At 72.3% G+C, this 12,382-nt stretch carries 13 protein-coding genes and 2 rRNA genes; 8 read left to right on the top strand and 7 right to left on the bottom strand.

Annotation, left to right across the window (positions count from 1 at the left end; genetic code table 11):
• Window positions 1-15: 15 nt before the first annotated feature.
• Both ABD358_RS04130 and ABD358_RS04135 read right to left on the bottom strand, forming a co-directional pair.
• Window positions 16-186, bottom strand: coding sequence for a hypothetical protein (locus ABD358_RS04130; RefSeq protein WP_344629458.1), 171 nt, complete (start codon window positions 184-186; stop codon window positions 16-18).
• 156 nt (window positions 187-342) lie between these two features.
• Window positions 343-1,197 (bottom strand): SCO4651 family lipoprotein, encoded by an 855-nt coding sequence (locus tag ABD358_RS04135; RefSeq protein ID WP_344629421.1) that lies wholly within the window; start codon window positions 1,195-1,197, stop codon window positions 343-345.
• 87 nt (window positions 1,198-1,284) lie between these two features.
• Here ABD358_RS04135 and ABD358_RS04140 point away from each other — a divergent pair, with 87 nt between their 5' ends.
• Window positions 1,285-1,464, top strand: a complete 180-nt coding sequence (locus ABD358_RS04140) for a hypothetical protein (RefSeq protein WP_344629422.1) — start codon at window positions 1,285-1,287, stop codon at window positions 1,462-1,464.
• A gap of 90 nt (window positions 1,465-1,554) precedes the next feature.
• On the opposite strand, the gene ABD358_RS04145 is transcribed toward ABD358_RS04140, so the two are convergent.
• Window positions 1,555-2,217, bottom strand: a complete 663-nt coding sequence (locus tag ABD358_RS04145; RefSeq protein WP_344629457.1) for a phosphatase PAP2 family protein — start codon at window positions 2,215-2,217, stop codon at window positions 1,555-1,557.
• 202 nt (window positions 2,218-2,419) lie between these two features.
• A complete protein-coding gene (locus tag ABD358_RS04150) occupies window positions 2,420-3,346 on the bottom strand; it encodes a C40 family peptidase (protein ID WP_425576239.1) in 927 nt (308 codons plus the stop codon).
• 155 nt (window positions 3,347-3,501) lie between these two features.
• Here ABD358_RS04150 and ABD358_RS04155 point away from each other — a divergent pair, with 155 nt between their 5' ends.
• The 7 genes from ABD358_RS04155 to ABD358_RS04185 all read left to right on the top strand — a co-directional run bounded on the left by ABD358_RS04155 (window position 3,502) and on the right by ABD358_RS04185 (window position 11,289).
• The gene (locus ABD358_RS04155) at window positions 3,502-3,810 is read left to right on the top strand and encodes a hypothetical protein (protein ID WP_031508029.1); all 309 of its coding nucleotides are present in this window, start codon (window positions 3,502-3,504) and stop codon (window positions 3,808-3,810) included.
• Between the two features lie 480 nt (window positions 3,811-4,290).
• Entirely contained in the window at window positions 4,291-5,082 is a 792-nt protein-coding gene (locus ABD358_RS04160; protein WP_344629424.1) for a DUF8175 domain-containg protein, read from the top strand.
• On the top strand, window positions 5,072-6,352 hold the full coding sequence (locus ABD358_RS04165; protein WP_344629425.1) for a hypothetical protein: 1,281 nt from the start codon (window positions 5,072-5,074) through the stop codon (window positions 6,350-6,352). The genes ABD358_RS04160 and ABD358_RS04165 overlap by 11 nt, the downstream gene beginning before the upstream one ends.
• Complete coding sequence (locus tag ABD358_RS04170) at window positions 6,349-7,899, top strand: SCO6880 family protein (protein WP_344629426.1); 1,551 nt, start codon at window positions 6,349-6,351, stop codon at window positions 7,897-7,899. Before ABD358_RS04165 ends, ABD358_RS04170 begins: the two co-directional genes overlap by 4 nt.
• Window positions 7,900-7,914: 15 nt before the next feature.
• Window positions 7,915-9,333: an ATP-binding protein gene (locus tag ABD358_RS04175; RefSeq protein WP_344629427.1), complete on the top strand. Its 1,419-nt coding sequence runs from the start codon at window positions 7,915-7,917 to the stop codon at window positions 9,331-9,333.
• Window positions 9,334-9,335: 2 nt separating this feature from the next.
• Complete coding sequence (locus tag ABD358_RS04180) at window positions 9,336-10,835, top strand: type IV secretory system conjugative DNA transfer family protein (RefSeq protein ID WP_344629428.1); 1,500 nt, start codon at window positions 9,336-9,338, stop codon at window positions 10,833-10,835.
• A 1-nt stretch (window position 10,836) separates the two neighbouring features.
• Window positions 10,837-11,289 carry a protein-tyrosine phosphatase family protein gene (locus tag ABD358_RS04185; RefSeq protein ID WP_344629429.1) on the top strand — a complete coding sequence of 151 codons (453 nt, stop codon included), beginning with the start codon at window positions 10,837-10,839 and terminating at the stop codon, window positions 11,287-11,289.
• An 8-nt stretch (window positions 11,290-11,297) separates the two neighbouring features.
• Here the strand turns inward: ABD358_RS04185 and ABD358_RS04190 are convergent, their stop codons facing one another.
• From ABD358_RS04190 to ABD358_RS04200, 3 genes are all read right to left on the bottom strand, one after another.
• Window positions 11,298-11,999, bottom strand: a complete 702-nt coding sequence (locus ABD358_RS04190; protein WP_344629430.1) for a Type 1 glutamine amidotransferase-like domain-containing protein — start codon at window positions 11,997-11,999, stop codon at window positions 11,298-11,300.
• Between the two features lie 82 nt (window positions 12,000-12,081).
• Window positions 12,082-12,198, bottom strand: a 5S ribosomal RNA gene (gene rrf, locus ABD358_RS04195).
• 87 nt (window positions 12,199-12,285) lie between these two features.
• Window positions 12,286-12,382, bottom strand: a 23S ribosomal RNA gene (locus ABD358_RS04200); the annotation flags it as partial.

Consider the following 12,382-nt stretch of genomic DNA (forward strand, 5'->3'; position numbering starts at 1 on the left):
CGGGCCCGGGGCTCCTCAGCCCTTCCCTCCCCCGTCGCGCCCGACCCGGAGCACCTCGTCGATACGCGCGGGGCTGAGCCGGTCCTCCACCGCGGTCGAGGCCGCGATCATCAGCTCGCCGTAGAGTTCGATCTCGTCGAGGGCCACGTGGTCCTGAACCAGCGGACCGCCGCTCTCGCCGGACACACGCACCACCTCCTCCAGCCGCCCCCTCGCACACGGAATCCCAGGGTAGGAAGGAGCGCACCCGCGGCGCATGGCACATCCGGACCATTTCACTCCACCGTCACCGGCCGGTCCCGCACCCGACGGCGACGGGCCGGACCCGCCAGCACCCCGCCGCTACGGCGCGGCGACCCTTCCGGTGTAGATGTCCCCCGGCTCGGGAAGCCCGACCTCCACCGGCACCCCGAACCCGTACAGCGTCGTCGTCGAGACCACCGAGACCTCCCCGCCCCTTCCCCTCCCGGACGTACCCGCCGTGGCCGGGAAGGTGAAGCGGTGCCGCACCTTCCGCAGCCGTCCGCGTGCGTCCACATACGCGTCGAAGGGCACGGTCCGGTGCGAGAGCCCCTCCGCCGCCGCGGCCAGGTGCCTCCGCGAACGCGGATCGGCCGCACCGGCCGCCACCACGATGTCCGTGGTGCCGCGGTAGTGCCGCACCTTCTCCCCGTGCAGCCGCTCCTCGCCCCGGAACGACACCGACCGCGCCCCGCGCAGCAGCTCGGCGGCGCTGATCGGGTCCGTCGCACCGCCCGTGACCAGGTTCCCGTCCGGCAGACCGGCCGTGTCCACCCGCACCCACTTGCCGTCGGGAACACCCGCGCCCCGGTTCCTCATGTAGAGCGCGTCCGGCGTGATCAGCTCCACGATGGGCCGGCGCTCGCCGTCCTCCGTGGCCTCGCCCGGCAGCACCACCTCCAGCCGCCCCGTCCGCCTCCCGTAGTCGAAGACGCCCGACCCCCGGATGGTGACGCGGGTGCCGCCGCTGTTCATCTCCACCGCCGTACGGGCCCGGGAGGTGCCCGACCGCGCCAGCACCCCGGCCGCCTCCCGCACGGCCGCCCGCGCCTCGGCGGCACTCACGTCCGCCGCGACGGCCCCCTTCCCCGAGCACCCGGCGGCGGTCAGAGTCGCCAGCACCACTCCGGCGCAGGCCGCGAGGACCCCGGCCTTCCGCCCGCGCTTGACCACCATCGTCTGCCGACCCCCAAGAACAAGCCTCGCAACTCGATCCGACTAACGACGGCTCCCGGCCACCGTCACGGCCGGTACCGTGGTCGCGTGCAGCACGAGGACGCCGCGGAGCGGCCGGCACGGCCCGGTGAACACCACACCTCGACGACGGAGAAGGGCGCCTTCTGCAGCGCGGTCTGCACCTGCGGATGGCGCGGGCCCGCCCGGCGGGCCCGCTCACAGGCCCGCCGGGACGCCGAGACCCATTCCGGCCCCGGGGAGACGTGAGCCGGCCCCGGCGGAGACCCCCCGGAACGCGGAACCCGGCCCCACGAGGGGGCCGGGTTCCCTGGGATCCGGTCGGTCCCGTACGGCGCCTCAGGCCGCCAGGTCGCGGTCGTACGGCCGCCGCTCCGGCTCCGCGTCCCGCGCCGCCGTCCGGGGCGCGGACACCAGCCGGCCGGCCGGCGAGGAGGCCACCGCGCGCAGCAGCGGCGTCAGCAGCGCCAGCGCGGCCGGAGCCAGCAGCAGCGCCACGGCCGTACCCAGCGCCAGACCGCCGATCACGTCGGTGGGGTAGTGCACCCCCATGTAGACCCGGCAGAAGCCCGCGAACACCGCCACCAGGATGCCGACCAGGCCCAGCTTCCGGTTCACCATGAAGATCCCCACCGCGAGCGCCATCGCCAGCGTGGCGTGATCGCTGACGAACGAGAAGTCCCTCTTCCCGTCCACCAGGACCTCCAGCCCCTCATGGGTCAGAAAAGGTCTGGGCCGCTCCACGAATCCCCGGATCGGCACGTTCACCAGCAGCGCCACTCCGGCCGCCAGCGGTGCCCAGACCAGTCCGGCCACCGCGGACACCGCGTCCGTCCGCCGCCGTGCCACCCACCAGGCCCACACGCCCAGCAGCGCCAGAGCCGCGATGGTGCCGTACTCGCCGATGTACTCCATCAGGTGGTCGGCCCATCCGGGGGCGTCCTTGGCCAGTCCGTTGATGTCGTAGAGCAGCTCGACGTCGGGGTTGTCCCATTCGGCCATCGTGTTGCTGCCCTTCACTCGTCGCTGCCGACCCCCGTGGTAGCGGAATGCCCTGTCCGGACAAGACAACGCCCTGTCCGGGCCGTACGTTCCGACCTCCACCGAACGATCACGCGGACGTTATCGGAGAGTGACCCGCCCCCGGCTCAGGGCCCACGCCTCACGCTCCACCCACCAGGACGTCCGGAGGGAGCCCCGGGGATCACGACGCCGTCGGCCTCGTCGCCCCGAAATAGTCGGGGGTGTCGATCGGATCGAAGCGGATCTTCGCGCCCGTGTACGGCGCATCGATCATATAGCCGCCCCCCACGTAGATGCCCACGTGGTAGATCGACCGCGAGTCGTTCAAATCGTGCGCGAAGAAGACCAGGTCACCAGGGAGCAACTCGTTCCGCTTCGGGTGCGGGCCGGTGTTCCACTGATCGTTGGCGACGCGCGGCAGCTCGATCCCCACGCTCGCGTACGCCGCCTTCGTCAGCCCCGAGCAGTCGAACCGCCCACCGTCCTCCGGCGTCCCGTCCCCGCCCCACAGGTACGGCGTCCCCAGCTTCCGCTGCGCGAAGTCGATCGCCCCGGCCGCCTGCCTCGACGGGGACACCCGGCCGGCCGGCGCGGCGAAGCTCTTCTCCAGCTTCCGGATGACCTGTACGTAGTTCCGCGTCTCACGGTAGGGGGGCACCCCGCCGTACTTGACCACCGCGTACGGGCCCGCGTTGTAGGCGGCCAGCATGTTGTCCGTCGGATCCCCGGGTACGTCCTCCACGTGCTTCGCCAGCGTGCAGTCGTACTTGGCGGCCGACGGGATCGCGTCCTTCGGGTCCCACACGTCCCGGTCCCCGTCCCCGTCCCCGTCGACGCCGTGCGTCGCCCACGTCCCGGGGATGAACTGCGCGATGCCCTGCGCCGCGGCCGGGCTCTGCGCCTTCGGGTTCCAGCCGCTCTCCTGGTAGAGCTGGGCCGCCAGCAGCGCCGGATTGAGCGCCGGGCAGTAGTTGCCCCACTTCTGCACCAGGGGCTGGTACGCCGCCGGCACGGCCCCCTTCGCCAGCCCGACGGCCCCGCCGCGCCCGCCGAAGAGGCCCGACGCGGCGCTGTACGTACCGATCACGAGCAACGCCATGAAGCACATGACGAGCCCGAACCCGACCCCGGTCGCCACCCACGCCTTCCGCACCCCTCAACCCTCCCCCATCGGAACACAGTTCACTGCCGATTCGCCCGAGAACGTGTCAGAATCCAAAGGAAGCGCATCTCCAACAACCCGACTGGGGCGGTGAATACACCATGTTTCTGGCAGCCGACAAGGGCGACATCAACACCATCATCGGCGGAATCGCCCCTGACTGGGGCCCGTTCGGATCGCTGGGCAACGAGGCCCGCGTGATGATCGAGGTCGTCATGGCCGTCGCCATCCTCCTGTGCCTCGGCATCGCCGTCTGGGGCGCCGCCAAGCAGCGCATCGGCGCCACGGCCCTGCGCGACACCTTCAGCGCGGAACAGGGCAAGGGCCTGATCGTCGCGGGCCTGACGGGCGTCTTCATCATCGGATCGCTCGGCACGCTCTTCACCATCGTCTACGGCATGGCCGTGTAACGCCACGTCACCATCATCCCGCCCCCTTCCCCACGGCGACCACCCCCCGACCCCAACCCCGACTCCCGGCTTCCGTGCGGACCACGGGCGCCACGGTCCGTCCACGGAAACCGGCACGGCCCGGAACGACCGCCCCGGCCCGTGCCGGGCGGTCCCATGACATCCGCCGGCCCCCGCCGTCCACAGGCGAACAGCGGGGGCCGGCACCCGCCGTGCCCAAACGGCCGGCACACCAGCGAAGAAGAGAACCACGGCAATGCCCCAGCCACGTTCCGTCCCTCACACCGTCTCACGTCCCCCCTCCCCCGGCCGAGCGGAGCGGAACACCGGCACCGGAACCGCTCCCGCGGACCCGCCTGCCACGGTGCGGAGGCGATCCCGCACACACCGGCCCCGCAGCGGCCGGGACGGGGTTACCGTCATGGTGGGAGCACGACCACAACCAGGCGGCAGCCGGGCGACCGAGAGGGCACACGCACGATGAGCATCGGCGGCGATGACGGCTACGACGACGACGTCGTCGACGCCTACGGCGAGCCCCGGCGACCGCCGGTCCGCGTGGGCCGCAGCATGGTGACGGTGGTGGGCGTCGTCGTCCTGCTGATCGCGGCCATCGCCTTCGCCAACAGGGGCGGTGGAGAGGGGACTTCCGGAACCGGCGGCGAAAGCGCGAAGAACGGTGCGCGGCCCACCGCCCCCACCGGCGAACGCCCCGTCACCACCGAGTCCAACGGCGTCCCCTCGGGCTTCCCCCGCACCGAGCAGGGCGCGCAGAGCGCCGCGGCCAACTACGCGGTGGCGCTGGGCGGAACCGGCATGTTCGACACCGAGCACCGCCACATGCTCGTCGACACCCTCTACACCCCCGAGACCGCCGCCCGCATCAAGGGCCCCCAGGACAAGGCGTACTCGGAGGAGTTCTTCAAGCGCCTGGGCCTCACCGCGGACGGCGAGGCCCCCGCGGGCATGACCTTCGTCTCCCGCACCATCCCGGTCGGCACCAAGGTGACCGAGTACGGGAACGACAGCGCCACCGTCGAGGTCTGGTACACGAGCCTCATCGGCATGGCGGGCGAGGACTCGACCACACCCGTGACCACCACCTGGAAGACCTGGACCTTCGAACTGCGGTGGAACGGGTCGGACTGGAAGATCGCCGACGACTCCCAGAAGGACGGACCGGCCCCCGTACCGGGGGACGACCGGGCCGCCACAGCCGAGGACATCAGCAAGGCCGTCGAGGAGTACGGGGGGTTCACCTATGCCCGCTGACCGCCGCCGTGTCCTGTCGCTCGCCGCGATCCTCGCGGGCGTACAGGCCTCCGGCCTCTGGCTGGCCACACGCGCGACCGCCGACCCGACGCCGTCGCCATCTACGAGCGAGGATCCCTGCGAGAACATCAGTAGCGCTGCCAGGGACTATTGCGAGCAGGACCGAGGCAACACCGACGCCGGCGACGCCGACCCCCTGTCCACCCTCGACCCGCTCTCCTCCCTCGCCCAGGGCTGCGCCGACGCCGCCGCGTGGATCGTCACCAAGCTCTCCGACGCCGTCACCACCACCGCGACCGTCGACTTCACCAATCCCTCCTTCCTCCGCCAGTACGCCGTCGTCTTCGCCGCCTCCACGATCCTCACCCTCGTCCTGTGGCTGCTGGCCGTCGCCAAGCGCGCCGTGCGCGGCATCCCCCTCACCGAGGCGATCACCGAGGCCATCGGCTTCCTGTGGCTGACGGTCCTCGCGTCCGCGTTCACCCCGCTGGTCCTCTACACCCTGGTCACCGCGACCGACGCCGTCACCGACGCGATCGCCGCGGGCACCGGCTCCAACACCGACAAGTTCTTCGGCGCCTTCTCCGAGGCCCTCAAGAAGGGCGACGACATCGGCGGCGGACCGATCATGCTGATCGTCGTCTCCCTCGTCTCCGTCCTCGCCGCCGGCGTCCTGTGGCTCGAACTCGTCATCCGCGCCGCCCTGCTGTACGTCGGCGCCCTGCTGGGGACGGTCGTCTACGCCGGTCTCGTCGACAAGAACCTGTGGGGCCACGTCCGCCGCTGGGCGGGCATCATGATCGCGGTGATCCTCGTCAAGCCGGTCATCGTCATCGTCCTCGGCCTCGCCGGGGCGCTGGCCTCGGACGAGGGACCGGGGGCCTTCTCCGCGATCGTCTCCGGCCTCGCGATCATCCTGCTCGCCATCTTCGCCAGTGCGATGATCTACCGCTTCGTGCCCGGCTTCGGCGACGAGATCGTCCGCCAGCGCAACGCGAGCGCCGATCCCGCCTCCCGTACGGCCGCCGCCGTCGTCGCCTCCCCCGCCGCCATGCTCCGGCAGGGCATCAACACCCACAGCGCCCGCGGCGGCGCCGCCGAGAGCGGCGGCTCCCAGGCCGGCGCCGCCCCCAGGCCCGCCCATCCCGTCTCCGGTGGCGTGGCCGCCCACGCGTCGCGCGGCAACCCGACCTCCCCGCCCGCCGCACCGCCCCCGCCCCGCAGGGGCGACAGCCCGACCAGCAAGAGCACCGGAGGTGATCGCGGGTGACGTCCCCGTCCCACACCGTCGCACCGCGCCGCACGTACATGATCGGGCGCGCCCGTCCCAACGCCATCATCGGCAGGAACCGGGAGACAGGCGAGATCGCGCTGATCATCGCGGGCGCCTTCCTCGGGATGATGAGCGGCCTCCTCGTCCCCGTCCTGTCCCTGCGCATCGCCATGCTGGTCGGCTTCCCGCTGCTGGCCCTGGCCGCGGTGTACGTGCCGTACCGGGGCCGGACGTACTACAAGTGGTTCGAGATCAACCGCAGTTACCGCCGCCTGCTGCGCCGCGGCACCACCTACCGCTCCGCCGCCGCCGAGGCCGGCACCCGGCTGGACGGCACCGAGGTGGACATCCCGCCGCCTCCGGGCGTGGGCCGCATCACCTGGCTGTCCGCGCCCTTCGGGCCCGACGAGATCGCCGTGCTGCTCCACGCCGACCGGCGCACCGTCACCGCCGCCATCGAGATCGAGGGGCCGGGTGTGGGCCTGCGCGACAGCGAGGACCAGGAGGCCCTCGTCGACCGCTTCGGCACCCTGCTCAAGCACGTCGCCAACGGCGACGGCTTCGTCACCCGCCTCCAGATGCTCGCCCGCACCCTCCCCGCCGACCCCGACGCGCACGCCAAGGACGTCGCGCAGCGCGGTGACGAGCGGGCCGCGCCCTGGCTGCGGGAGTCCTACGACCAGCTGCTGTCGATGGTCTCCACCTCCAGCGAGCAGCACCGCGCCTACCTCGTGGCCTGTATGCACTACACCCGCGAGCTGGCCGCCGAGGCCGCCGCGATCGCCAAGGCCACCCGCGCGTCCAGCGGCCGCCGCCTCACCCGGGACGAAGGCCTGGCCGTCGTCATGGCCCGCGAGCTCACCGACATCTGCGCCCGCCTCACCGAGGCCGACATCAGGGTGCGGCAGCCGCTGGGCCAGGCGCGGATGGCGTCGCTGATCCACTCCATGTACGACCCGGACCACCCCATCGACCACATCCAGGCCATGACCCGGCGCAACGCCTGGCCGGCCGAGCTGGACGCGGCCGAGCCGACCTACCTCCAGGCCAAGACCCGCGAGTCGGCCACCCGCGCCCCCTGGTGCCACGCCACCGCCTGGGTCAAGGAGTGGCCGATGACCCCCGTGGGCGTCAACTTCCTCGCCCCGCTGCTGGTGCACACCCCGGACGTGATCCGCACCGTCGCCGTCTGCATGGACCTGGAGCCCACCGAGGTCGCCATCGAGCGGATGCTGACGGAGAAGACCAACGACGAGGCCGAGGCCAGCCGCGCAGCGAAGATGAACCGCACCGTGGACCCGCGGGACGTGGCCGCCTCCAGCCGCGTCGACCAGCGCGGCGAGGACCTGGCCTCCGGCGCCGCGGGCGTCAACCTCGTCGGCTACATCACCGTCTCCTCCCGCTCCCCCGAGGCGCTGGCCCGCGACAAGCGGACGATCCGGGCGTCGGCCGGAAAGAGCTACTTGAAGCTGGAATGGTGCGACCGGGAGCATCACCGTGCGTTCGTGAACACCCTGCCGTTCGCGACCGGCATCCGCCGCTGAGGAGGCGCAACCACCATGGCCGCGTTCGATCCGCTGACCGCCGTCACCGACGCCTTCACCGGTCTCGTCTTCGGCAAGACCGAGACCACCCGGCTTCCCGTGCGCACCTCCACCGGCCAGGCCCAGGCCGTCTACCTGCCCACCGCCGCTCCCGGCCTGGGCGACTCCGGCGTGATCATCGGCCGCGAGGTGTACAGCGGCAAGGGCTACATCTACGACCCCTTCCAGCTCTACGGCCAGCAGCTCCCGGCTCCCCACTGGCTGGTGCTCGGCGAGTCCGGCAACGGCAAGTCGGCGCTGGAGAAGACGTACGTCCTGCGCCAGCTGCGCTTCCGCGACCGCCAGGTGGTGGTCCTGGACGCCCAGGGCGAGGACGGCGTCGGCGAGTGGAACCTGATCGCCGAGCAGATGGGCATCACCCCCATCCGCCTGGACCCGATGGCCGCGCTCGACGGCGGTATCCGCCTCAACCCGCTGGATCCGGCCATCACCACCACCGGCCAGCTCGCCCTGCTGCGCACCATCATCGAGGTCGCCATGGGCCACGGCCTCGACGAGCGCGCGGGCTTCGCCCTGAAGGTGGCCCACTCCTACGTCAACGAGACCGTCACCGGCCGCCAGCCCGTCCTCACCGACATCGTCGAGCAGCTCCGCCACCCCGAACCGGAATCGGCCGAGGCGATGAACGTCGCCCTGGAGGACGTGCGCGCCTGGGGCCTGGACGTGGCGCTCGTCCTGGACCGGCTGGTCGACGGCGACCTGCGCGGCATGTTCGACGGTCCGACGACGGTGGGCATCGACCTCGACGCGCCGCTGATCGTCTTCGACCTCTCCCACATCGACCGCAACTCCATCGCCATGCCGATCCTGATGGCGATCGTCGGCGTCTGGCTGGAGCACACCTGGATCCGCCCCGACCGGAAGAAGCGCATCTTCCTGGTCGAGGAGGCCTGGCACATCATCAACAGCCCGTTCGTCGCCCAGCTCTTCCAGCGCCTGCTGAAGTTCGGCCGGCGGCTGGGCCTGTCGTTCGTGGCGGTCGTCCACCACCTGTCCGACGTGGTCGACGGCGCGGCGGCCAAGGAGGCGGCGGCCATCCTCAAGATGGCCTCGACCCGCACGATCTACGCGCAGAAGGCCGACGAGGCCCGCGCCACCGGCCAGGTGCTGGGCCTGCCCCGCTGGGCCGTGGAGATCATCCCCACCCTCTCGCCCGGTATCGCGGTCTGGGACGTCAACGGCAACGTCCAGGTCGTCAAGCACCTGGTCACCGAGATGGAACGCCCGCTGGTGTTCACCGACCGCGCCATGACGGAGTCCGCCTCCTCCCGCTCCCCCCTGGAGGACACCCTGGCCGACGAGCTCGACGCCGAGACCGAGTCCCGCGCCGCCGAGATGGAACGGCTCGCGCGCGCCGACGAAACGGTGGCCTGACGGTGCCGTACGGCCGCGAGGGAGCACGGGCGCCGCAGGACGGGCCGCAGGGCCGCGGCATCCCCGACGGCCTGCTGGTCGGCCTCCTGGGCTTCCTGCTGGGCATCACCGCCGTGTGCTGGAGCGCCACCGGGCTGGCGGCGCTCCTCGCCCACGGCACGTGGCCGGCGGGCGCTTCCTTCACCCACACCCCCCTGGCCATGCGGTCCCTGCTCTCCGAGCCCGCCGACCTGGCTGCGGCCTGGCCGGACGTCCCGGCCGCCGCCCTGCCGGGGCCCGGCCTGTTCTGGGGCGTCCTCATCGGCGAGCTGATGGTTCTGGCGGTCCTGGGGGTCTTCGCCGTCGGAACCGTCTCCCGCTGGCGGGCGGTACGCGCGGCCCGGCGCTCGGGCGCCCGGCGCGGCCCGGTGACGGAACCGGCCCACGGCACGGCGACCGCGCCCGCCCCCCGCACCGAGCCGACGGCGCCCGAGCCGCTCCCGCACCGCTCCCACGAGGTGGCCCCGGCAACCGCGCCTCCCGTACGGGCCCGCCCCGTGCCCGAGGTGCTCGCCGGGCCCCCCACGGGCGCGGTGTACGGCCGCGACCACGCCGGCCTCGCGGCCGACGCGCTGCTCGCCGCTCCCGGCCCGGCCCTCGTCGTCACCGCCGATCCGGCCCTGTGGGCCGGCACCGTGGGAGCCCGCGCCAAGCTGGGTCCCGTCCTCCTCTACGATCCGGCCCGGCTCACCGACGCACCCGCCCGGCTGCGCTGGTCGCCCCACCAGGGCTGCGAGGACCGCCGTACCGCCGCCGCCCGCGCCGCCGCGCTGCTCGCCCCCGTACGGAGTCCCGCACGCGCGGACGCGGCCGTCAACGGCGCCGCGGAGGTCCTCCTGGGCTGCTGGCTCCACGCCGCCGCCGTCGCCGGCGAGCCGTTCCGCCAGGTCCACCGCTGGGCCAGCGCCGCGGCGGGCTCCCCGACCGAGGCGGTCCGCATCCTGCGGACGCATCCCGGGGCCGCGTCCGGCGCCGCGGGGGAGCTGGAGGCCACCCTCATCGCCCATCCGGAGCGCAGGGACGCCGCGACGCGGCTCGTCCGTGCCGCTCTCTCCTGCCTCTCCCAGCTCCACGTCCGCAACGCTTGTATGCCGTCGCGGACGGATTCGGCCGCTCTGGAATCCTTTGCGGCGGACGGGGGAACGCTCTATGTGGTGGGCGAGACTGTCGAGGATCCGCGCCGTGCCCCCGGCACGATGCCGCTCCTCACCGCCCTCACCGCAAGCGTGGTCGAGCACGGCCGCCGCATGGCCGCAGGGTCATCCGACGGTCGGCTCGACCCACCACTCACTCTGATCCTGGACAACGCCGCGGCAGTGGCCCCCATCCCCCTGCTTCCGGAACTGCTGGCGACCGGCGAGGCGATGGGCATGCCCACCCTGGCGCTGCTCCGTTCCGAGGACCAGGCACGCGTGTGGTGGCCCCGGCTCACCGAGGCCGGACCGACAGCTTCGAGGCCCTGACATGAGCGACCGGAACGCTGCGAACGACACCTGGGCTCCCACCGCGGCGGGCGTGCTGCGCCTGCCCTCGGGCCGGCTCGTCCGCGGCCGCGGGCTGAAGCGCCCCCTTCCGGACGGGCCGCGGCCCTCCTTCGCGCTGTACCTGCTGGGCGAGGAGCCTCCGGCCGTCGAGTGGGAGTCGCGGTGGGTCCGATGGCCCGACTTCAGGCTGCCGTCCGACCGTACGGCGGCCGCCGAGGCCCTGCGCGAGGCGTGGGAGCGTGCCGGCACCGAACGCGTCGAGGTCGCCTGCGGCGGCGGATACGGACGGACGGGCACGGCGCTGGCCTGCCTCGCCGTACTGGACGGTGTGCCGGGCCCGGAGGCGGTCGCCTACGTCCGGGAGCACTATGCGCGGCGGGCCGTCGAGACGCCCTGGCAGCGCCGCTTCGTCCGCCGCTTCCAGCCGGCCTGACGTTCCCTTCAGCTCTCCGGTCCCAGGGGGACGGTCCGGCCGGGTTCCAGGGTCCGCACGCCGCTTCCGGTCTCATCGACGAGCCATACCGGCTCGAAACCCACCACGGTGGCCCGTCCCTCCTCGACGATCACACCGGACCGCTCGTGCAGGGCCACCACGGGCCGCCCGTTCCTCCGGGCCCAGTCCTGGACCCGGGGTGTCTCGCGCTGCTCATGGTGGACGAACACCCCGTGGCCGCAGGCCACGTCGAGCCCTCCGGTGTCATCCGTACCGTATGGGTCCTCGTCCAGGTGCGAGACCGTGTCGATGTCGGCTCCGAGAAGCGCGGCCCCCGCGCTGCCGCCGTACACGGCCCCGCCGTCCGCCACGAAGCGCCGCAGCGGCTCCTCCAGGCCGTGCCTCCGGACGGCCGACAGCAGGCGGTACGTGTTGCCGCCGCCGATGTACACACCGCGGAAGCCGGCGAAGCGCGAAGGCGGGTTCCCGTCGCCGTCGGTGCCGTCCCACACCTCGATCCCGGTGACGCCCAGAGGCGCGAACACCCCGTTCAGCCAGTCCAGACAGCCGGCGTAGTCGCGTTCGGCCGGATCCATGGCGACGGGCCAGTACCACAACGGCCCGGCATCGATCTCTGTCGCGAAAGCCTCGTCCAGCAGACGGGAGTCCTCAGCTCCGCCCCCGCCCGCCAAATACCATCGTCCGGCCATCGTTCCCCCAGGCGGTGATTCAAGTGCATTCAAACGCATGAAAGCCCCGTCGGGTAACCCGACGGGGCTTTCATCACGAATTGTTCGGCGGCGACCTACTCTCCCACACGGTCCCCCGTGCAGTACCATCGGCGCTGGAGAGCTTAGCTTCCGGGTTCGGAATGTAACCGGGCGTTCCCTCTCCGCCATGACCACCGAAACACTATCAACCTGTCAACCCACCGACACCCCTCACAAGGGGAGCGGGGTCGCGGTCTCAGAACCCGCACAGTGGACGCAAGCAGCTATGGACAAGCCCTCGGCCTATTAGTACCAGTCAACTCCACACGTTGCCGTGCTTCCATCTCTGGCCTATCAACCCGGTCGTCTCCCGGGAGCCTTAC

The sequence above is a fragment of the Streptomyces glaucosporus genome (genome assembly GCF_039533345.1).
Taxonomy (GTDB): domain Bacteria; phylum Actinomycetota; class Actinomycetes; order Streptomycetales; family Streptomycetaceae; genus Streptomyces; species Streptomyces glaucosporus.

Coding starts and splice junctions, on each gene's coding strand:
- ABD358_RS04150 (WP_425576239.1), bottom strand. CDS start 3,346: ATGTGCTTCATGGCGTTGCTCGTGATCGGTACGTACAGCGCCGCGTCG.
- ABD358_RS04135 (WP_344629421.1), bottom strand. CDS start 1,197: ATGGTGGTCAAGCGCGGGCGGAAGGCCGGGGTCCTCGCGGCCTGCGCC.
- ABD358_RS04190 (WP_344629430.1), bottom strand. CDS start 11,999: ATGGCCGGACGATGGTATTTGGCGGGCGGGGGCGGAGCTGAGGACTCC.
- ABD358_RS04165 (WP_344629425.1), top strand. CDS start 5,072: ATGCCCGCTGACCGCCGCCGTGTCCTGTCGCTCGCCGCGATCCTCGCG.
- ABD358_RS04185 (WP_344629429.1), top strand. CDS start 10,837: ATGAGCGACCGGAACGCTGCGAACGACACCTGGGCTCCCACCGCGGCG.
- ABD358_RS04155 (WP_031508029.1), top strand. CDS start 3,502: ATGTTTCTGGCAGCCGACAAGGGCGACATCAACACCATCATCGGCGGA.
- ABD358_RS04160 (WP_344629424.1), top strand. CDS start 4,291: ATGAGCATCGGCGGCGATGACGGCTACGACGACGACGTCGTCGACGCC.
- ABD358_RS04175 (WP_344629427.1), top strand. CDS start 7,915: ATGGCCGCGTTCGATCCGCTGACCGCCGTCACCGACGCCTTCACCGGT.
- ABD358_RS04145 (WP_344629457.1), bottom strand. CDS start 2,217: ATGGCCGAATGGGACAACCCCGACGTCGAGCTGCTCTACGACATCAAC.